General features: G+C 63.1%; 18 protein-coding genes. 6 read left to right on the top strand and 12 right to left on the bottom strand.

Annotation, left to right across the window (positions count from 1 at the left end; translation table 11 throughout):
• Positions 1 to 117: 117 nt before the first annotated feature.
• The gene (locus tag K3758_RS17320; RefSeq protein ID WP_067622572.1) at positions 118 to 1212 is read left to right on the top strand and encodes a TRAP transporter substrate-binding protein; all 1095 of its coding nucleotides are present in this window, start codon (positions 118 to 120) and stop codon (positions 1210 to 1212) included.
• Between the two features lie 285 nt (positions 1213 to 1497).
• Here K3758_RS17320 and K3758_RS17315 read toward each other — a convergent pair whose 3' ends face one another.
• From K3758_RS17315 to K3758_RS17295, 5 genes are all read right to left on the bottom strand, one after another.
• Positions 1498 to 2889 (bottom strand): TRAP transporter large permease subunit, encoded by a 1392-nt coding sequence (locus K3758_RS17315; protein ID WP_067622574.1) that lies wholly within the window; start codon positions 2887 to 2889, stop codon positions 1498 to 1500.
• Entirely contained in the window at positions 2889 to 3467 is a 579-nt protein-coding gene (locus tag K3758_RS17310; RefSeq protein ID WP_259950186.1) for a TRAP transporter small permease subunit, read from the bottom strand. Before K3758_RS17310 ends, K3758_RS17315 begins: the two co-directional genes overlap by 1 nt.
• Before the next feature lie 143 nt (positions 3468 to 3610).
• Complete coding sequence (locus K3758_RS17305) at positions 3611 to 4531, bottom strand: isoaspartyl peptidase/L-asparaginase family protein (RefSeq protein WP_259950185.1); 921 nt, start codon at positions 4529 to 4531, stop codon at positions 3611 to 3613.
• 30 nt (positions 4532 to 4561) lie between these two features.
• Positions 4562 to 6946 (bottom strand): transketolase-like TK C-terminal-containing protein, encoded by a 2385-nt coding sequence (locus tag K3758_RS17300; RefSeq protein WP_259950184.1) that lies wholly within the window; start codon positions 6944 to 6946, stop codon positions 4562 to 4564.
• Positions 6947 to 7024: 78 nt separating this feature from the next.
• The gene (locus tag K3758_RS17295) at positions 7025 to 8227 is read right to left on the bottom strand and encodes a methionine gamma-lyase (protein ID WP_259950182.1); all 1203 of its coding nucleotides are present in this window, start codon (positions 8225 to 8227) and stop codon (positions 7025 to 7027) included.
• A gap of 97 nt (positions 8228 to 8324) precedes the next feature.
• On the opposite strand from K3758_RS17295, the gene K3758_RS17290 reads away from it, so the two are divergent.
• The 4 genes from K3758_RS17290 (at position 8325) to K3758_RS17275 (ending at position 12185) form a co-directional block, all read left to right on the top strand.
• Positions 8325 to 8804 (top strand): Lrp/AsnC family transcriptional regulator, encoded by a 480-nt coding sequence (locus tag K3758_RS17290; RefSeq protein ID WP_067622590.1) that lies wholly within the window; start codon positions 8325 to 8327, stop codon positions 8802 to 8804.
• 91 nt (positions 8805 to 8895) lie between these two features.
• Positions 8896 to 9969, top strand: coding sequence for a serine hydrolase (locus tag K3758_RS17285; protein WP_259950179.1), 1074 nt, complete (start codon positions 8896 to 8898; stop codon positions 9967 to 9969).
• A gap of 19 nt (positions 9970 to 9988) precedes the next feature.
• Positions 9989 to 11134 (top strand): aminotransferase, encoded by a 1146-nt coding sequence (locus tag K3758_RS17280; RefSeq protein ID WP_259950503.1) that lies wholly within the window; start codon positions 9989 to 9991, stop codon positions 11132 to 11134.
• A gap of 88 nt (positions 11135 to 11222) precedes the next feature.
• Positions 11223 to 12185, top strand: coding sequence for a threonine/serine dehydratase (locus K3758_RS17275; RefSeq protein WP_259950498.1), 963 nt, complete (start codon positions 11223 to 11225; stop codon positions 12183 to 12185).
• Between the two features lie 48 nt (positions 12186 to 12233).
• On the opposite strand, the gene K3758_RS17270 is transcribed toward K3758_RS17275, so the two are convergent.
• Positions 12234 to 13568 (bottom strand): DUF2793 domain-containing protein, encoded by a 1335-nt coding sequence (locus K3758_RS17270; RefSeq protein WP_259950497.1) that lies wholly within the window; start codon positions 13566 to 13568, stop codon positions 12234 to 12236.
• Positions 13569 to 13802: 234 nt separating this feature from the next.
• Here K3758_RS17270 and K3758_RS17265 point away from each other — a divergent pair, with 234 nt between their 5' ends.
• On the top strand, positions 13803 to 14978 hold the full coding sequence (locus K3758_RS17265; RefSeq protein ID WP_259950495.1) for a nucleotide sugar dehydrogenase: 1176 nt from the start codon (positions 13803 to 13805) through the stop codon (positions 14976 to 14978).
• A 107-nt stretch (positions 14979 to 15085) separates the two neighbouring features.
• Here the strand turns inward: K3758_RS17265 and ureG are convergent, their stop codons facing one another.
• The 6 genes from ureG to K3758_RS17235 are packed head-to-tail and all read right to left on the bottom strand — an operon-like array spanning position 15086 to position 19143.
• On the bottom strand, positions 15086 to 15730 hold the full coding sequence (gene ureG / locus K3758_RS17260; RefSeq protein ID WP_259950491.1) for an urease accessory protein UreG: 645 nt from the start codon (positions 15728 to 15730) through the stop codon (positions 15086 to 15088).
• The gene (locus K3758_RS17255; RefSeq protein WP_259950511.1) at positions 15727 to 16374 is read right to left on the bottom strand and encodes an urease accessory protein UreF; all 648 of its coding nucleotides are present in this window, start codon (positions 16372 to 16374) and stop codon (positions 15727 to 15729) included. Before K3758_RS17255 ends, ureG begins: the two co-directional genes overlap by 4 nt.
• Complete coding sequence (ureE, locus tag K3758_RS17250; protein ID WP_259950489.1) at positions 16367 to 16897, bottom strand: urease accessory protein UreE; 531 nt, start codon at positions 16895 to 16897, stop codon at positions 16367 to 16369. Before ureE ends, K3758_RS17255 begins: the two co-directional genes overlap by 8 nt.
• Before the next feature lie 10 nt (positions 16898 to 16907).
• Positions 16908 to 18644, bottom strand: coding sequence for an urease subunit alpha (gene ureC / locus K3758_RS17245; RefSeq protein ID WP_259950487.1), 1737 nt, complete (start codon positions 18642 to 18644; stop codon positions 16908 to 16910).
• A complete protein-coding gene (locus K3758_RS17240) occupies positions 18644 to 18949 on the bottom strand; it encodes an urease subunit beta (protein ID WP_259950486.1) in 306 nt (101 codons plus the stop codon). The genes ureC and K3758_RS17240 overlap by 1 nt, the downstream gene beginning before the upstream one ends.
• Positions 18946 to 19143 carry a hypothetical protein gene (locus tag K3758_RS17235; protein WP_067941446.1) on the bottom strand — a complete coding sequence of 66 codons (198 nt, stop codon included), beginning with the start codon at positions 19141 to 19143 and terminating at the stop codon, positions 18946 to 18948. The genes K3758_RS17240 and K3758_RS17235 overlap by 4 nt, the downstream gene beginning before the upstream one ends.
• Positions 19144 to 19148: the final 5 nt, after the last annotated feature.

Raw genomic sequence — 19148 nt, 5'->3', positions numbered from 1 at the left:
AGATTTCAATTTGCCTAAGCCATGGACATTTTCGAAAAGCGACGATTATCTGCTGCGCAGGGGCCTCCGCATCGACATCGGGGGAGGCTTAGTAAATATCCGTTTGGGAGGAAAAACATGGATCGTCGTTCATTTATCCGCAAAGCTGGTGTGATGGGGGCAGGTGCCGCCGCCACGACACTTGCGGCGCCCGCTATTGCGCAGGGCAACATCACGTGGCGCATGGTCACCACTTGGCCCAAGAACTTCCCCGGTCTGGGTGTCGGCGCGCAGCGTCTGGCCGACCGGATCACCGCCGCCTCGGGTGGCGAGCTGACCATTCAGGTCTTCTCGGCCGGTGAGATGGTGCCGCCGCTGCAATCGCTCGACGCCGTGATCGACGGCACCGCCGAGATGAGCCACGGTGCCGCCTACTACTGGCAAAACAAATCGCCCGCGCTGTCCTTCTTTACCGGCGTTCCTTACGGCATGACCACGCCCGAGCTGACTGCTTGGATGCGTTACATGGGCGGTCAGGAAATCTGGGACGAGATCTATGACCAGTTCGGCGTTCAGGGCTTCCTGTCCGGCAACACCGGCACCCAGACGGGTGGTTGGTTCCGCGATGAGCTGAAAAGCCTTGATGATGTCAAAGGCGTGCGCTTCCGGACGCCCGGCCTTGGTGGCCGCGTATGGGAGAAGCTCGGCGCAACCGTGACCAACATGGCCGCGGGCGAGATTTTCCAGGCGCTGCAGTCGGGCACGCTCGATGCCGCGGAATTCGTTGGCCCCTACAACGATCTGGCACTCGGCTTCCATCAGGTTGCCAAGAACTACTACATGCCGTCCTTCGTGGAATCGGGTCTGGCGACCGAGCTTGTCGTCGACAAGAAGAAGTATCAGGAACTGCCCGAGAACCTGCAGGCGATCATCCGTGACGTGAGCCAGGCCGAATACGACCAAGTCGCCGCTGACTTCTACGCCAACGATCCCCGTGCGCTGAAGACGCTGCAGGAAGAGCATGGCGTGACCGTGCGCAACTTCCCTGACGACATCATGGAAGCCGGTGCCAAGGCGTCGGTCGAAGTGGTCGAAGAACTGCGCAACAGCGACGACCCACTGGTCAAGAAGACCGCCGACAGCTTCGTCGAAGCGCTGAACCTCGTCCGCACCCGGACCGAGAACATCGACAGCCCCTACGTTCAGGCGCGTCAGAAGTTCTTGAAGTACTAAGCTTCGCGTTCAGAAATGTGGAAAGGCCCGGTGGAAACGCCGGGCCTTTTTATTTGCGGGCGGCGCTCTCAGCTCTGTCCCGCCCGGTGGCACACCGGGCATCGCCCTCCCTACCCCCGGAGGGCGATTTTGCAACCTCTCGACAGCCATCTTGGTGGCGGTTGTTGCCCTGTATCAGCATCTTTTGACGTTTCCGTTCGCCCACCAGGGAGGGCGATGCCCTTCGCGTACAAACGCAAAAGGCCCGGCGTTTCCACCGGGCCTTTGCTCTGAAAAAACGCCGTCTTACCCGGCGATCAGCTTCGGCAGCCAGGTCACGATCTGCGGGAAGGCGAAGAGGATCGCAATCGCCACCACCTGCAACATCACAAACGGCAGGATGCCCTTGTAGATCGCACTGGTCGGCAGATCCGCCGGAGCCACCCCGCGCAGATAGAACAGCGCAAAGCCGAAGGGCGGCGTGAGGAAGGAGGTCTGCAAGTTCACCCCTACCAGCACGCCCAGCCAGATCGGATCAATGTCCAGCATCAAAAGCACGGGCGCGGTGATCGGGATCACGATGAAGATGATCTCAAAGGTATCAAGGATGAACCCGAGGAAGAACATGATGATCATCACCACCGCCACCGCCGCCAAGGGGCCGCCGGGCAGGTTGCTCAGGAACTCATGCACAAGATTGTCGCCGCCCATCATGCGGAACACGATGGAAAAGACCGAGGCGCCCAGCAGAATGATAAAGACCATACTGGTGATCGTGGCCGTGGCGATCATCGTCTCCCGCAGGATGCGAAAGGACAGGCGCCAACGCAGCGCCGCCAGCACCATCGCCCCCACCGCCCCGACAGAGGCCGCCTCGGTCGGGGTGGCAATGCCCCCGAGGATCGAGCCCAGCACGGCGAGGATCAGCAAAAGCGGCGGCACGAGGGCCACAAAGAAATCCCGCACCAACTGGCTTTTCTCATCCGCAGGAACCGGCGTCGCGGGGCAAGAGGCCGGCGCGGTCGCGGCTTTGAACAAGACATAACTCAGGTAAAGCGAGACCAGCAAAATGCCCGGCAGCAGGGCCCCGGCAAAAAGGTCCCCCACCGAGACCGGCGTCGGGGCAAAGTTGCCCTTGGCCATCTGCACCTGAGAGTTGATGCCCGACAGCATGTCGCCCATAAAGATCAGCACGGTGGAGGGCGGAATGATCTGGCCCAATGTCCCGCTGGCGCAGATCACCCCGGTCGCAAGTTTGGGATCATAGCCCGCCCGCAGCATCGCGGGCAGAGAGATCAGCCCCATGGTGACCACCGTGGCCCCCACAACCCCGGTAGAGGCCGCAAGCATCGCGCCCACCAGCACCACGGAAATCCCAAGACCGCCGCGCATATTGCCAAAGAGTTTGCCCATGGTCAGCAGCAGTTGCTCGGCGATCTGGCTGCGTTCCAGCATCACCCCCATGAAAATGAAAAGTGGCACCGCGACCAACACTTCGTTGGTCATAAAGCCGATGTAGCGGTTCGGCAGCGAGCCGAAGTTTGATGGGTCAAAAACGCCGAAGCCAATCCCCACGGCCCCGAAAAGCAGTGATACGCCAGCGAGGGTGAAGGCGACCGGAAAGCCCAATAGCAAAAAGCCGATCACGCCAAAGAACATAAGCGCGGCGAGCATCTCGCCAATCAAAATCGGATCCATCAAACGGCTCCCTGCGGATGGTCTGCGGGGATTTGGTCCCGGCTGTATTGCATGGATTTGGGCACCAGCTCAGCATTGCCGCTGAGCACGAGGATGGAGCGGATGATCCATGCAACCCCTTGAATTGCGAGTAGAAATGCAAAGCCGATGATAAAGGCTTTGAGAATATAAAGCCCCGGCATGCCGCCCACATTGGCGGACCCTTCCTGATAGCCCCAAGCGCGTGTCACGAAGGGCATCGAATAGGTGTAAACGATCCAGCAGAAGGGCAGCAGGAAAACGACCACGCCGATCAGGTCGATCAGCGCGCGGCGCGCCATCGTGGCGGGGCGGTAAAAGATATCGACGCGCACGTGGTCGTCGCGCAGCAGGGCAAAACCGGCCACGGCGGTGAACATCGCGCCGTTTAGCCAAATATAAAGGTCTTGCATCCAAACGAAGCTGATCGCGAAAAGATAGCGCTGCACGACCACGGTGAAACAGACCAACACGATGCCGAGTGCGAGCCATGAGAAGAGATTGCCGATGAATAAGTTCACCGCGCAGATAACTCTGGCAATTGCTGCTAAAAAACGCACCTTGTCCCCTCTCCCGTCAAGTTCGTTTGACCGTCAATCAAAGGGAGGGGGCTAAATGTCAAGATTTAGATGGCAGGTGTCCCTCAACGGGCCGCATTTGTCCCGCCCGCAGTGGCAGGAGGGCAACCGAAGGGCGGGGCCGCTCAGTAGATGCTGGTTTCGGGGGCGCTGCCCTGTCGCACCGTGCCGCGGTACATGCCCTGCGAGTTGAACGGCATGGCGATATTGCCCGCACCGTCCACGGCGATGATCCCGCCCGACCCGTCGTTGGGGGCCAGATCCTGCATCACCACATGATCGGCGGCGGTGGCAAGGTCTTCGCCCGCGTGGCGCATGCGCGCGGCGATTTCGCCCGCCGCGTTCCAGCGGATAAAGACCTCTCCATGTCCGGTGGCCGAGACCGCGCAGGTCGCGTTATCGGCGAATGTGCCTGCCCCGATCATCGGCGTGTCGCCGACGCGGCCCGGGGCCTTGGCGGTCATGCCCCCCGTTGAGGTGGCGGCGGCTATATTGCCCACAACATCGCGCGCCACGGCCCCCACGGTGCCATGCCGCCGCGCCGGATCGTCCGAGACTTCGCCGCGGGCATGCATCGCAAGCGTCTCTTGCAGCGCGTCCCAGCGGGACTGGGTGAAAAAGTAGTCGCGGTCGCCGAATTCAAGCCCCGCCTGCCGCGCGATCTCGAGCGCGTTGGGGCCAATGAGCGTGACATGCTCGGTCCGCTCCATCACTGCGCGGGCCAGTTTCACCGGGTTCTTCGGGCCAAAGACACCGGCGACCGATCCCGCCCTGCGGTCGCGCCCGTCCATCACGGCGGCGTCCATCTCCTGCGCGCCTTCGGACGTATAGACCGCGCCGCGCCCTGCGTTGAACAGGGGCTCATCCTCCAGCGCGCAGACCGCCGCTTCGACCGCGTCCATCGCGCTGCCGCCGTCGCGCAGGATGGCTTCGCCCGCTTCCAGCGCGCGGGCGAGGGCGACGTGATAGGCGGCCTCCTGCTCGGGGGTGATGTTTTCCTTCAGGATGGTTCCGGCACCGCCGTGGATGGCAAGGGAATAGGTCATGTCGGTCCTTTCGATCCGGGGGGGGGGCGTCTAGCCCGCAACCCGGTGCAGCATCTGGCGGCCCGGGGTCAGCCCCTGCACCTTTTCCACGATCGACCGCGCGTCGATCCCGAAGTGGCGATAAAGGTCGGCAATGGTGCCGGTTTGGCCGAAGTGCTCAACCCCAAGCGGCACCGTCTGGTGCCCAACAACCGAGCCCAGCCACGAAAGCGTCGCCGGGTGCCCGTCGATCACCGTCACAAGCTTGCAGTCGCGCGGGAGCTGCCCCAGCAGCGTTTCGATATGGCTTTGCGCCGCGTGGTTGCCCCGCGCGCGGGCACGTTGCGCGGCGGTCCAGCCCGCGTTCAGACGGTCGGCAGAGGTCACCGCCAGTACGCCCACGTCGCGGCGGCCTTCGGCGATGCTGCCTGCCGCTTTGATCGCTTCGGGCGCCACCGCGCCTTGATAGGCGATCACCACGTCGCAGTTCGGCCCCGGCTTGCGCAGCCAATAGGCCCCGTCGATGGCGCCTTGGCGGAAGTCCTCGTCGACCCGTTTGCCGGGCTGTTCGATGGGATTCGTGGTGAGCCGCAGATAGACCGAGCCGCCGGTCTCATCGCGCAGCCACGTGCGCTCGTCAGGGTCGCCCTCGCCGTCCTTTTGCAGATAATCGAAGGCCCACTGCATGATAACGGCCAACTCATCGGCAAAGGCAGGCTCGAAGCTCGCCAACCCGTCTTGGCTCATCCCGATCAGCGGCGTGCCAATGGACTGATGCGCGCCGCCTTCGGGGGCCAGCGTCACGCCCGATGGCGTGCCGACAATCATAAAGCGCGCATCTTGATAGCAGGCATAGTTCAACGCATCCAAGCCGCGGGCGACGAAGGGGTCGTAGACCGTGCCGATGGGAATGACCCGCTTGCCAAAGAGCGAATGCGACAGACCCGCCGCACCCAAGAGCAGAAAGAGGTTCATCTCGGCGATGCCAAGCTCGATATGCTGGCCATCGGGGGTGAACTCCCATTTCGCGGTGGAGGGGATTTTCTCGTTGATGAAAGTGTCGGCCTGTTCGCTGCGCGCAAACAGCTTGCGCCGGTTCACCCACGGGCCGAGGTTCGTGGTTCCGGTCACATCGGGGGACATGGTGACGATGCGCGCGGCCAGATCGCTGTCGCCTTTCGACAGATCGTCGAGGATCTTGCCGAAGGCCATCTGCGTGGAGATCTCGCGGTCGCTCGACAGTTCGATCTGCGGCACCGGCAGCGTGGCATCATTGTAGCGGCGGCGGCCCTTGGCGAAGAAGGGCACGCGGTCGAGCGCCGCTTGCAACGCTTGCGGGTTTTCGATGGTGGCGAAAGGCTCCCATTCCTCGCCCTCGGCCACGCCCATGTGTTTCTGCCAGTCGGCCATCTGGCTTTTGGTCATCAGCCCGCCGTGGTTGTCCTTGTGCCCCGCGATCGGCGTGCCCCAGCCCTTGATCGTGTAGGCCAGAAAACAGACCGGGCGGTCGTGGTCGATGGCGGCAAAGGTCTCGGCCATGGTTTCCACGCAATTGCCGCCGAGGTTCTCCATCAGTTCGGCCAGTTCGTCGTCGCTGCGCGCGTCGATCAGTGCTGTGACATCGCCCTGATCGCCAAGCGCCTCCATCAGCCGCTCGCGCCAGACCGCGCCGCCCTGATAGGTCAGCGCCGAGTAAAGTTGGTTCGGGCAATTGTCGATCCAGTCGCGCAGCTTGTCGCCGCCCGGCTCGTCAAAGGCGGCGCGTTGCAGGGCGCCGTATTTCACCATGACCACATCCCAGCCGAAGGCGTCGAAAATCTGCTCGATCCGTTTGAACAGCCCTTCGCGCACCACCCCGTCGAGCGATTGGCGGTTGTAGTCGATGATCCACCATGTGTTGCGCAGATCGTTCTTCCAGCCCTCTTGCAGGGCCTCATAGATATTGCCTTCGTCGAGTTCCGCATCGCCCACCAGCGCCACCATGCGGCCCAGATCGACATCCGCGCCCCAAGTCTTCGCGGTGATGTAGTCCTGCACCAATGAGGCGAAGGAAGTCACCGCCACGCCAAGGCCCACCGAGCCGGTGGAGAAGTCCACATCGTCGATGTCCTTGGTTCGGCTGGGGTAGCTCTGCACGCCCTGAAACCCGCGAAAATTCTCCATCTTTTCGCGGGTCTGATTGCCCATCAGATACTGCATCGCGTGGAAGATCGGCGAGGCATGGGGTTTGACCGCCACCCGATCCTCAGGCCGCAGAGCGCTGAAATAAAGCGCCGTCATGATCGACACCATGGAGGCCGAAGACGCCTGATGCCCGCCCACCTTGATCCCGTCCACCTTGGGCCGGATGTGGTTGGCGTTGTGGATCATCCAATGCGACAGCCACAGCAGACGTTGTTCGATGGTCTTGAGCTGGGCAGGGGCGAGAGCGGTCATGGCAGGTCTTTCATCTTGAGGATCCCTCGGGCGGTGCCCTCCTCGACACCGCCCGCGACTGGTCCGGTCTTTGCCGGATCAGGCCGCTTGCATGTTATGCGCGCCAAGCGCGGCGTAAAGGTCATCAATGATGTCTTCCGCAGATTCCAGCCCAACCGAGAGCCGCACCAGCCCTTCGGCGATGCCATGCTCGGCGCGTTCCTCGGGGGAATAGGTGGAATGGGTCATGCTCGCCGGATGCTGGATCAGGCTTTCCGCATCGCCAAGGCTCACCGCGCGCTGAATGAGGTGCAGACGGTTCATAAAGGCGATGCCGCCCGGTTTGCCGCCCTTGACCTCAAAGGGGATCATGCCGCCGAAATTGCCCATCTGCCGCCGCGCCAGTTCGGCCTGCGGAAAGCTCTCCAGCCCCGGATAGGCGACATGCAGCACTGCCGGATGCGCTTCGAGTGCCACGGCCACCTTGGCGGCCGTGGCGCAGTGCCGTTCCATCCGCAGCTCCAGCGTTTTGATTCCGCGCAAGAGCAGCATGGCGGTCAGGGGCGACATCACGGCACCGGTCATGTCTTTGAGCCCGACAAGCCGCACCTGGGTCATGTCCTCGGCACTGCCAACGACAAGACCCGCGACCACATCACCGTGACCGGAAAGGAATTTCGTCGCCGAATGCAGCACGATGTCCGCGCCGTGTTCGATGGGGCGGGTGATCACCGGCGTGGCATAGGTATTGTCGACCACCACCTTGGCCCCGGCGCGATGCGCGATGGCCGAGATCGCGGCGATGTCCACCAGACGGTTGTTCGGGTTCGCGGGGGTTTCGAAATAGACGATCTTGGTCTGAGCGCTGATCACCTCGGAAAGGTTTTCAGGCTCGGTCATATCGACCAGCGTGACCTTGACACCAAAGCGCGGCAGACCGTGGGTCATAAAGGCAAAGGTGCAGCCATAAAGCGTCTTATCGATGATGATCTCATCGCCCGCCTGCAGGAATGTCCAGAGCGTGGAGGTGATCGCCCCCATGCCCGAGGCGGTGGCGAGGCCCGCTTCGGCCCCCTCAAGGTTGGCAATGCGTTTTTCCAGATGGTCCAGCGTCGGATTGGAAATGCGGGTATAGAAATGCCCCGCGCGCTCGCCCGCGAACATGTCGCCGCCGGCCTCGGCGGTCTCGAAGGTGAAGGTCGAGCTCATGTAGATCGGCGGGTTCAGCGCGCCCTGTTCGCTTTGCGCGTCATACCCGTGGTGAATGGCGCGGGTGGAAAAGGATTTCTGGTTCTCGGTCATGGCTGGCCCCCCTGATTGATTTTGAGGGCATGATCCGATGGCGCAAGAGGCATTTGGTTGCTAATATTTGCGCGGATTGCAGAGGATTTGGCATATCATGCCCCAAACACCCCGATTGGACGCTACTGACCGCCGCATCATCCGCGCGCTACAGCGCAATGGCCGGATGACGAACCTTGATCTGGCCGAGGAAGTTGGCCTGTCGCCTTCCCCCTGTCTCCGCCGCCTGCGGGCGCTTGAGAAAAACGGCGCGATCCGTGGCTATAGTGTGGAGGTCGACGCCAAGGCCTACGGCCTGCCGGTTACGGTCATGGTGCGGGTGACGCTCGATGGCCATGACGAGGGCACGGTGAAACGTTTTGAAAACCAGATCCGCGCGATCCCGGAGGTGCTGGAGTGTTTTGTGATGAGCGGATTGTCAGACTACCTGCTGCGCGTGGTGGTGGGTGATCTGGAAGACTACGAGCGTTTCGTGCGCGCCCGGCTGCACCCCATTGGCGGCATCGGGTCAATCGACACCAGTTTTGTCTATGGGGTGGTCAAACGCTCTCAGGTCTATCCTGACATCGGGGGCTGAGCGGGCGCGATTGAGGACGCCGAAACCATTTAACCGGTTTACAATTCCACCCCCCTTGGGAAAGGTTCGCCCCAAGCCCCGAGGAGTCCCCATGACATTCGCCGCCACCCCCGCCCTGCAAGCCGTCGTCGACCACGCGCTGGCGCATGAGACTGACTGGCCCCGCTCGATGTATCACCCCGATGGGGCCTATGTTGGCAACCGCGAGTGGAACGAAAGCGGCCCTTGGACCGAAATCGTAGGCCCGGTAAAGCCGCGCGGCGGCCCCGCAGGGGTGATCCTGCACCGGGGGCAGCGGGTCGCCGATTGGGGCGATACGACGCGGACTGACATGACCTTTTCCATCGCCAAGAGCTACCTGTCGGTGCTGGCGGGGCTGGCGGTGAAGGATGGGCTGATCACCGACCTCGACGCGCCCGTGGGCGACAGCGTGCCGGGGCCGCATTTTGCGGGCGACCATAACGGGCGCATCACTTGGCGGCACATGTTGCAGATGAACAGTGAATGGCGCGGCGAGATTTTCGGCAAGGACGATCAGGTCGACCACTACCGCCAGATCGGGCCGGGGGCAAACAACAGCCGCAAGGGACAATTGCGCAAAGTCGGCCCACCGGGAAGCCATTACGAATACAACGACGTGCGGGTGAACGCGCTGGCCTATGCGCTGCTGATGCGGTTCGGCCGCCCGCTGCCAGAGGTGCTGCGCGCGCGGATCATGGGCCCGATCGGCGCCTCAGACGATTGGCGGTGGGAGGGCTATTCGACCTCTTGGATCGAGATGGGAGACAGGCGCGTTCAATCGGTCACCGGCGGTGGCCATTGGGGCGGTGGGCTGTTCATCGGCGCCGACGATCACGCGCGCTTCGGCGAATTCATCTGCCAAAACGGCCAGTGGAACGGCGCGCAGATCTTGCCCGAAGGTTGGATGCAGCAAGCGCTGACGCCCACGCCGACACTGGATAAATACGGCTTCCTGTGGTGGCTGAACCGCGGGGCGGAGGCTGACCCCAAGCTGCCCGAAACCGCCTTTAGCGCGCAGGGCGCGGGTGGGCACACGATCTGGATCGCGCCGAAGCATGACATCGTGGCGGTGATGCGCTGGCTCGCCCCAACCGCCACGCCGCACTTTCTGCGCCAGCTTTTCGCTGCGCTGGCAGACCACTGAGATACGAAAGGAAAACCCTATGAAGATCGCGACCTTCGGCGTCGAAATGTGGATGAACGAGTTCGAAAACCACTGCCGCTACAACCTCGCCGAGACCTGCGTCGACTCGATCACATTGGGAGAGTTGATCGACATCGCGGGCGTCGACAATTCGGTGCTGGGCGAACTGCGCGGGATGCGCATGGGCTACGGCGCGATCGAAGGCTCGGACCGTCTGCGCGACGCGGTGGCGGGGCTTTACGAGACCCAGAGCCGCGAGAACATCCTGACCACCCATGGCACCATCGGGGCCAATGCCTTGGTGCATCAGACGCTGATTTCGCGCGGCGACCATGTCATCGCCATCGTGCCGACCTACCAGCAGCACTATTCCATCCCCGAAAGCATCGGCGCAGAGGTCGAACTGCTGCACCTGCGCCCCGAGAACGGGTTTCTGCCCGATCTGAACGAATTGCGCGCCATGATGCGCCCCGATACGCGGATGATCGCCACCAACAATCCCAACAACCCGACCGGCGCGCTGATGGGCCGCGCGATGCTGGCAGAGATCGCCGAGATCGCGCGCGGCAGCGAGGCTTGGGTGCTCTGCGATGAGGTCTATCGCGGCACCGATCAGACGGGAGATGGCTATACCGCCTCGATCTGCGATCTCTACGACCGCGGCATCAGCACGGCGGGCATGTCCAAGGCCTATTCGCTGGCCGGGCTGCGCGTGGGCTGGGTGGCGGGGCCGCAGGCGCTGCTTGAGAAGATCATGATCCACCGTGACTACAACACGATTTCCCTCGGGGGGATCGACGAGTATTTCTCGGCTCTCGCGCTTGAGAGCCGCGCACAGATCCTTGACCGCGCGCATCGGATCACCCGGGGGAACCTCGAAATCTTGGCCGATTGGGTCGAGGCGGAGCCGCTGATCTCATGGGTGAAACCCCAGTCGGGCACCACGGCGCTGGTGAAATACGACCTACCGCTGCGCAGCCGCGATTTCTGCACCCAGTTGCTGGAGGAAGAGGGCGTGCTTTTCACCCCCGGCAGCGCCATGGATATGGAGGGTTGGCTGCGCATCGGTTTCGCCAATTCGACCGCCGACTTGCAGGCCGGGCTGGCACGTGTCTCGACCTTCCTCGCGCGACAGAGCGTGGACCGGACCGCCACGCAGCCTTAACCGATGACCGCCCTCCGCTGCGGTCATCGGGCTCTGACGGGCCCACATGCCGCAGTGCCGCATCTCAGCCAACCTGATGGAGCCTATCATGCCGCCAGTCTCTGATCTGATCGACCAATCCGCCGCGCGTTCCTGCGTGGTTCACCGCAAGATCGCAGGCGCGATTTCACGCACCCCGGTGATCGCCTCGCGCCTGCCGATGGCAGAGGGCACGCGGCTTTTCTACAAGACCGAGAACTTTCAACACACCGGGTCGTTCAAGCTGCGCGGGGCCAATGCCAAACTGACCACGGTGCCGCTGGACCGACCGGTCATCACCGCATCCTCCGGCAACCACGGCATCGCCTGTTCACGTGCCGCCCAGACCACGGGGCATGAATTGATCGTCGTGCTGCCCGAGACGGTTGTCGCCAAGAAACGCAAAACCATCGAAGGTTTTGGCACCAAGGTCGTGATCCATGGGTCGGATGCGTCGCTTTCGGAACGGCATGCGCAGGCCTTGGCCGAGGCCGAAGGCTACACCTATATCTCACCCTACAACGACGCCGAGGTGATCGCGGGCCAAGGCACCGCCGCGCTGGAACTGCTCGACCAGATCGAAGGGATCGACACCGTCTTTATCTCGATGGGCGGGGGCGGGTTGATCTCGGGCATGGGGTCGGTGATCAAAGAGTTCTCGCCGCAAACCCGTGTGATCGGTGTGAGTGCCGCCAACAGCTGCGCTCTGGCGGCGTCGATCAAGGCGGGCAAGATCGTCGAGACGGAACACCTCGACACGCTGGCCGATGGCGTGGCGGGTGGGGTCGATGAGGGGTCGCTCACCCTGCCGATGGCAAGCACGGTGATCGACGAGATCGTATATTGCGACGAAGAACAAATCGCCACCGCGCTAAAGGTGCTGGCGTGGGAAGAGAATATGTTGGTCGAAGGGGCCGCCGCCTTGGCGCTGGCGGCCTATCTGGCGGAACCGCAGAAATACGCAGGCCAAACCTCTGCCGTTTTGCTTTGCGGGGGCAACTATGAGGTCGCGCAGTTGCGCAGCATCATCTGATTGCAGCCCGGCCCGCTGTGGCGTCAGCGGACCGGGGCCGCCTTTGGCTCAAGGCATGTCGAACCGCAGATCAACCCAACGGCCCACGGGGATGTCACAGGGCGCACCCCCGGCCCAGCCATCCTGCCAGATCACCTTGCGGGTACGGACATCAAGCGCCGCCATCCCCGCGTCATAGCTGCAATCGACATAGACCAACCGGTTGCCATTCGCATCCTGCGGCACTTCGATCTGCCACCCTTTGGACGCAAGCGGCGGGACATCCGTCAATCTGTAGTGGCCAAGCCCAATCCGTTCGAACCGCGCCGCTAGGGGCACCGCTGGCTCTTCGCTGCTGTCGTGGAACAGGCGCACGATCGGGCTCGCTTCTTTGATGAAACCATTGGCATCCACAGTCGTGTTCGCCCCAGTCCACAGGGATTGCCACGCGCCCCACGTCCCGGTTGCCCGCACGCGAAAGGCCAGACCCGGCGTGTCGATCCCCACTGCGATCTGCCACAAGTTCGCGCTTTGCCCGCCCAAGGTGCTGTTGCCGCAAAGCAGGCCAAAAACCCCATCCAGCGCCGAAAACGGATTGGCCCCGGCGGGTGCCTGTGCATGGGCGCCGCCATAGGCTGAGAAACTGCCCGAAAGCTCATGCGCGTCAAGGTCCGCCACAAGCGGCCCCGCATCCGCACCGATGCCGAAATCCCCCACGCGCAGCAGCCGTCCCACCGTCGCGTCACCCACGCTCTGCGTCAGCGCCGCGCCCGTGGCCATGCCGCTGGCGGCGTCAAAGGCCAGCGCGGTGGTCCACCCGCTGCCATCGGCGCTGACCTTGATCGCGAAATCATCCTGCCCCGCCGTGCCCATCTCGGCCCGTCCGGAGAAATCGGTCTGGAACAGCAGGCTCGCGGTATCGGCGGCGCTGGCTTTGTTGAGCTTCACCTGATGCCCCGCGCCTTCGTGGTTGAACAGGCTCGCCGGGGAAGAAACCGACAAACGGTTGCCGCTGTCGTGATCAGTGTTGATCCCCACCCCAGACAGGTTCGCCAGATCGGGGGGCGACACCTCGGCCCAAGCGCCCGCCACCCATCGGCGCAGGATCCCGGTGGATTTATCCAAGGCAAGCCAGCCGTCCTGTGGCGCGCTGAACTGCCAGGTCTCTCCAATCCAGACGGCCAGTTCGCCGACATGACCCGCCCAAGCCGCCGTGGGGGCGGTGCCGAGGGCATGAACCTCCCCCGCCTGCGGCAGGGCGGGCGGCGTGTTAGCGTCGAAACCTTCGACCGCAAGCTGCACCAGAAGGTCCAGCCGTTGCAGCGCTTCGTTGTGGGTCACATGTTTCTGCGCCTGTGCCGGCATCAGATAGGGAAGGGACAGGCGCTCTGAGGTGTCGGGCATCGGGGATCTCCGGGTTATGGGTCGCCTGAGACTGTGTGAAAGAAGTCTTTCCAGCCTGACAACCCACCGCTCGGGCGGCGCGCAACGGTGCGGGGCCTGCTCCACCGCCGAATGCTGAACCGGGCCGCTTTCACAATTAGCAATCCGCCCTAACTCCCTGTCAGGCGGCACCTTTTCAAACCGAAAGCCGCAGTCTAACATCTCGCCATCGGCACGCAGGAAAGGCCCACACTTATGTCTATGACCAAGATCGCTGTTGTTGGCATCGGCTATGTCGGGCTGTCGAACGCGGTGCTTCTGGCGCAGCACAATAACGTGACGGCGGTGGATCTGAACGCGGACAGGGTGGCGCAGGTGAATGCGCGCCACGCGCCGATCGTCGACCCCGAGATCGAGCAATACCTCGCCCGAAAGCCGCTCACCCTCAAGGCCAGCACCGAGCCGGAGGCGGCATACCGGGAGGCCGACTATGTGCTGATCGCCACGCCGACGAACTACGACCCGCGCACCAATGTTTTCGACACCTCCAGTGTCGAGGCCGTGGTGCGGGATGTTCTGGCGGTCACGAAAACGGCCACCATCGTTATCAAATCCACGGTGCCGGTGGGCTATACCGCAGGGCTGTCTGCCGCGTTGGATACCGATCAAGTGATCTTCAGCCCGGAATTCCTGCGCGAAGGCCGCGCGCTTTATGACAACCTGCACCCCTCGCGGATCGTCGTCGGCGAAGACAGCCCCCGTGCGCGGCGCTTTGCGCAACTGCTGGCCGAGGGGGCAATCGACGATGATATCCCCATGCTCTTTACCGGCGCGTCCGAGGCAGAGGCGGTCAAACTCTTTGCCAATACCTTCCTCGCCATGCGGGTGGCGTATTTTAACGAGTTGGACAGCTATGCGCTGACCAATGGGTTGGACACGCGTCAGATCATCGACGGTGTCTGCCTCGACCCGCGCGTGGGCGGGCATTACAACAATCCATCCTTCGGCTATGGCGGCTACTGTTTGCCCAAGGATTCCAAGCAGTTGCTGGCGAACTATTCGGATGTGCCGCAAAATCTGATCAACGCCGTGGTCGAGGCGAACCGCACCCGCAAGGATTTTGTGTCAGAGCAGATCATTGCACTTGGCCCGCAGCGGGTGGGCATCTACCGGCTGGTGATGAAGACCGGATCGGACAATTTCCGCCAAAGCTCGGTCCAAGGGATCATGAAACGGCTCAAGGCCAAGGGCATCGAAGTGATCGTCTACGAACCTGTGTTGCAGGAGGACCGGTTCTTTGGTTCGGAGGTCACCCGCGATCTGGAGGCCTTCAAGGCGCGCGCGGATGTGATCGTGGCAAACCGCAATCACCCCGATTTGGCGGATGTCCCGGACAAGGTCTTTACCCGCGACCTTTTTGGCGCGGATTAACGGACGGGCGGCACGCCTCATCGCGCTTTGGAATGGTGGGCCGCAGCGGGGCGAGGGTAGCAGCCGTTGCCCGCCTCCCGCGACCGGAAGGCGGGTTTCACCACCGCCTAATCCGCGGTTGCCGGGGCCATGGGCGCAAGGTCCAATCCGCCCACCTGCGCCAGATGCTCCAGCAGGGCGTCGACCCCTTTGCCGGACTTCAATGCGCAAAAGACCGTCGGCAGGTCTGGCCGCATCCGCGCGCTGTCACGCTGCATGACCTCAAGCGAGGCCCCGACATGGGGCGCGAGATCGGTCTTGTTGATCACCAGAATGTCGGACTTGGTAATCGCCGGACCGCCTTTGCGGGGGATTTCCTCGCCCGCTGCCACGTCGATCACATAAAGCGTCACATCCGCCAGCTCAGGGCTGAAAGTGGCTGACAGATTGTCGCCGCCGCTTTCGACCAAGACCACGTCCACCTCAGGGTGGCGCGCGACCATCTCTGCCACGGCGGCTAGGTTGATCGAGGCATCTTCGCGGATTGCCGTATGCGGGCAGCCGCCGGTCTCGACCCCGATGATCCGGTCTTGGGGCAACACCTGCATCCGCATCAGCGCTTCGGCATCCTCTTGGGTGTAGATGTCATTGGTGATCACGCCGATTGACAGTCGGTCACGCAGGGCGCGGCAAAGCGCTGCCGTCAGGGTGGTTTTGCCCGCGCCCACGGGGCCGCCGATGCCGACGCGCAAAGGGCCGTTGTTGCGTTTCATGTGCGGAAAATCCTCGAATACTGGGTTTCGTGTTTCATGGCGGCGATGTCACTTAGAAAGGCGGTGGAGGAGAGATCGTCGAGCGTGCCTGCCGCCGCTGCCTCGGCAACTCCGAGACAGACTGGCGCGAGCGCGCGGATGACGATCTGCCCCTCGGTCTGCCCCAAGGGAATAAGGCGCATGCCTGCGGTGGCAAGATTGGCGGCAAAGGCGTGCAAGAACATCTCTAGCGTTTGGCGCAGCGGCAGCGCTTGCAGACGCGCCGCGTGTCCTACGGCAACCGGATAGCAAAGCGGCGGCAGGTCGACCTGCCAGATCGCGGCACTTGCGCGGGCAAAGGCTTCGCCTTGCAGCACGGTCTCTTTCAACCGTTCGGCAGAGGCTGCAAAGGCGCGGGCCTGCGCGTCGATCTCTGCCGGGTCATCCGCGCGATAGGCCGCCGCAAGAAACAGCGCATCGGCCTGTCCCGCGCCGTGCCGCAGCACGCTGGACAGCCAGTCGGCCAATGCATCTTGATCCGTCACCGCCCCGTCCTGCACCGCCCATTCCAGCCCGTGGCTATAGGCAAATGCCCCCACCGGATAGGAGGGGGAGAGCATCTGCACCAGCGTCAGAAGCGCGTCGGCCTGCAGGGTTTCAGCCATGCGCGTGGTCATGGTGCTGGACGGGGTCGTGCTCATGCGCATGGTCGTGATCATGAACGGCGTGATGGACATGGCCGTGGTCATGCCCATGGGTGCGCCCATGGCCATAGGCGCCGCCTTCGGGGCGGAAGGGGGCGGTGATCTCTCGCGTGGCGGCACCGATCTGGCCAAGCATCTTGGCGATCACATGGTCGCGCTGGATCACAAGCCGGTCGGCGTCGATCTGGCAGGGGGTATGTCGGTTGCCGATGTGCCACGCGATGCGCGGCAGGTCAGGGCCGGTCACTTCCAGCAGGTCTTCGTCGGCGGCCACCACCTCAACCACGCGCCCGTCGGCCAGAACAAAAGCGTCGCCGTGGTCAAGCGAGGTGGTCTGCGCCAGATCGACCAGAAACGGCAGCCCGCCCGCCGTGGTCAGCACCTTGCGGCGCAGAAAACGCCCGTCATAGGTCAGTTCTACCCGGTCACTGGCATCGGACCACGCTTCGGCGCGGCGTATGTCTTGGCAAAGGATGGGGGTCATTTGGCTCTCTTCAAAACAGGAAATAGCGCTGCGCCATGGGCAGCACAGAGGCAGGTTCACAGGTCAGCAACTCACCGTCGGCGCGGACTTCATAGGTTTCGGGGTTCACCTCAACCTTGGGCAGCGCATCGTTCAGCTTGAGATCGCGCTTGCCGATCTCGCGGGTGTTGCGCACGGCGAGGGTTTGTTTGGCAAGGCCAAGCTTGCCGCCCACGCCCGCCGCCTCTGCCGCTTCGCTGACAAAGATCACGGCAGAGTTTTCCACCGCGCGGCCATAGGCCCCGAACATGGGCCGCGAATAGACCGGCTGCGGCGTCGGGATAGAGGCGTTCGGGTCGCCCATCTGCGCGCAGACGATGCTGCCCCCCAAAAGCACCATCTCGGGTTTCACGCCGAAAAAGGCGGGGTTCCACAGCACTAGATCGGCGCGCTTGCCCTCTTCGATGCTGCCGATATGGGTCGAGATGCCATGCGCGATGGCGGGGTTAATGGTGTATTTCGCAATGTAGCGGCGGACGCGGAAGTTGTCGTTCTCGCCCGTCTCTTCGGCCAGCCGCCCGCGCTGCTTTTTCATCTTGTCGGCGGTCTGCCATGTGCGGATCAAGACTTCTCCGACCCGGCCCATGGCCTGACTGTCGCTGGCGATGATGGAAAAGGCCCCCATGTCATGCAGGATATCTTCGGCGGCGATGGTCTCTCTCCGGATGCGGCTTTCGGCAAAGGCCACGTCCTCGGAGATGGATTTATCAAGGTGGTGACAGACCATGAGCATGTCGAGATGCTCTTCCAGCGTGTTGACCGTGAAGGGCCGCGTGGGGTTGGTCGAGGAGGGCAGCACATGCTCTTCGCCGCAGATCTTGATGATATCCGGCGCATGGCCCCCGCCTGCGCCTTCGGTGTGGAATGCGTGGATCGTGCGGCCGTTCATGGCCTTTACGGTATGTTCGACAAAGCCGCTTTCGTTTAGCGTGTCGGTGTGGATCATCACCTGCACATCCATCGCGTCGGCAACGCTCAGGCAGCAGTCAATCGCGGCGGGGGTGGTGCCCCAATCCTCATGCAGTTTCAGCGCACATGCGCCCGCGTTGATCTGTTCTTCAAGGGCTGCGGGCTGGCTGGCGTTGCCCTTCCCCGCGAAAGCGAGGTTCATTGGAAAGGCATCGGCGGCCTGCATCATGCGCCCGATATGCCAGCCGCCGGGCGTGCAGGTGGTGGCCAATGTGCCATGCGCGGGGCCGGTGCCGCCGCCGAGCATGGTGGTCAGCCCCGAATGCAGCGCGTCTTCGATCTGTTGCGGGCAGATAAAGTGGATGTGGCTGTCAAATCCGCCCGCGGTCAGGATGCGCCCCTCGCCCGCGATCACCTCGGTGCCCGGTCCGATGATGACATCGACCCCCGGTTGCGTATCGGGGTTGCCCGCCTTGCCGATCTTGGCGATGCGCCCGTCTTTCAGCCCCACATCGGCTTTGTAGATGCCGGTATGGTCGACGATGAGCGCATTGGTGATGACCGTATCCACGGCCCCGCCTGCGCGGGTCACCTGCGATTGGCCCATGCCGTCGCGGATCACCTTGCCGCCGCCGAATTTGACCTCTTCGCCATAGGCGGGGGCGTTTTGGCCGCTGCGTTCGGTGGTCAGGTCGCGCTCAACTTCGATGATGAGGTCCGTGTCGGCCAGCCGCACCCGGTCGCCCACCGTGGGGCCGAACATGGCGGCATAGTCACCGCGTTTGATCTGTGCAGGCATCAGAGGTCTCCCATCACCGCGCTGTTAAAGCCAAAGATCCGCCGCGCCCCGCGGATCGGGATCAGCGATACCTCACGGCGTTGGCCGGGCTCGAACCGCACAGCGGTCCCCGCCGCGATATCAAGCCGGTGCCCCCGTGCCGCCGCGCGATCAAACGCAAGCGCGGGGTTGCTCTCGGCGAAATGGTAGTGGCTGCCCACCTGCACCGGGCGGTCGCCGGTATTGGCGACCATGAGCGTGATCGCCGCGCTGTCGGCATTCAGGGTCAGCAGGCCCGCCGCCGGAAAGATCTCTCCGGGGATCATGCTTTGGCTGTTTTCAGGTGGCGCATGGCAAGGATCAGGCCCGACAGCACAAAGGCCAGCCCGGCGACGATATAGACCGCCAGCGATCCGTCGCTCTCTGCGCCATGGCCATGGGGGAGAGGCGCCGTATGGGCAAAGGCCGCCATGGCAAGCGACATGAGCGGCAGGGCAAGAAGGGGGGCAAAACGCGGCATGAAAT

Source organism: Sulfitobacter sp. W002 (assembly GCF_025142135.1).
GTDB classification, from domain to species: Bacteria; Pseudomonadota; Alphaproteobacteria; order Rhodobacterales; family Rhodobacteraceae; genus Sulfitobacter; species Sulfitobacter profundi.
The sequence above is the reverse complement of the archived record's forward strand: the minus strand, read 5'-3'. Positions and strand labels throughout refer to the sequence as shown.

What these genes read in the sequence shown, in the direction of transcription:
- K3758_RS17270 (WP_259950497.1), bottom strand. Translation starts at nt 13,568, where the DNA reads ATGCCCGACACCTCAGAGCGCCTGTCCCTTCCCTATCTGATGCCGGCA.
- K3758_RS17280 (WP_259950503.1), top strand. Translation starts at nt 9,989, where the DNA reads ATGAAGATCGCGACCTTCGGCGTCGAAATGTGGATGAACGAGTTCGAA.
- K3758_RS17285 (WP_259950179.1), top strand. Translation starts at nt 8,896, where the DNA reads ATGACATTCGCCGCCACCCCCGCCCTGCAAGCCGTCGTCGACCACGCG.
- K3758_RS17305 (WP_259950185.1), bottom strand. Translation starts at nt 4,531, where the DNA reads ATGACCTATTCCCTTGCCATCCACGGCGGTGCCGGAACCATCCTGAAG.
- ureE (WP_259950489.1), bottom strand. Translation starts at nt 16,897, where the DNA reads ATGACCCCCATCCTTTGCCAAGACATACGCCGCGCCGAAGCGTGGTCC.
- K3758_RS17240 (WP_259950486.1), bottom strand. Translation starts at nt 18,949, where the DNA reads ATGATCCCCGGAGAGATCTTTCCGGCGGCGGGCCTGCTGACCCTGAAT.
- K3758_RS17235 (WP_067941446.1), bottom strand. Translation starts at nt 19,143, where the DNA reads ATGCCGCGTTTTGCCCCCCTTCTTGCCCTGCCGCTCATGTCGCTTGCC.
- K3758_RS17320 (WP_067622572.1), top strand. Translation starts at nt 118, where the DNA reads ATGGATCGTCGTTCATTTATCCGCAAAGCTGGTGTGATGGGGGCAGGT.
- K3758_RS17255 (WP_259950511.1), bottom strand. Translation starts at nt 16,374, where the DNA reads ATGGCTGAAACCCTGCAGGCCGACGCGCTTCTGACGCTGGTGCAGATG.
- K3758_RS17265 (WP_259950495.1), top strand. Translation starts at nt 13,803, where the DNA reads ATGTCTATGACCAAGATCGCTGTTGTTGGCATCGGCTATGTCGGGCTG.
- K3758_RS17315 (WP_067622574.1), bottom strand. Translation starts at nt 2,889, where the DNA reads ATGGATCCGATTTTGATTGGCGAGATGCTCGCCGCGCTTATGTTCTTT.
- K3758_RS17290 (WP_067622590.1), top strand. Translation starts at nt 8,325, where the DNA reads ATGCCCCAAACACCCCGATTGGACGCTACTGACCGCCGCATCATCCGC.
- K3758_RS17275 (WP_259950498.1), top strand. Translation starts at nt 11,223, where the DNA reads ATGCCGCCAGTCTCTGATCTGATCGACCAATCCGCCGCGCGTTCCTGC.
- ureG (WP_259950491.1), bottom strand. Translation starts at nt 15,730, where the DNA reads ATGAAACGCAACAACGGCCCTTTGCGCGTCGGCATCGGCGGCCCCGTG.
- ureC (WP_259950487.1), bottom strand. Translation starts at nt 18,644, where the DNA reads ATGCCTGCACAGATCAAACGCGGTGACTATGCCGCCATGTTCGGCCCC.
- K3758_RS17295 (WP_259950182.1), bottom strand. Translation starts at nt 8,227, where the DNA reads ATGACCGAGAACCAGAAATCCTTTTCCACCCGCGCCATTCACCACGGG.
- K3758_RS17300 (WP_259950184.1), bottom strand. Translation starts at nt 6,946, where the DNA reads ATGACCGCTCTCGCCCCTGCCCAGCTCAAGACCATCGAACAACGTCTG.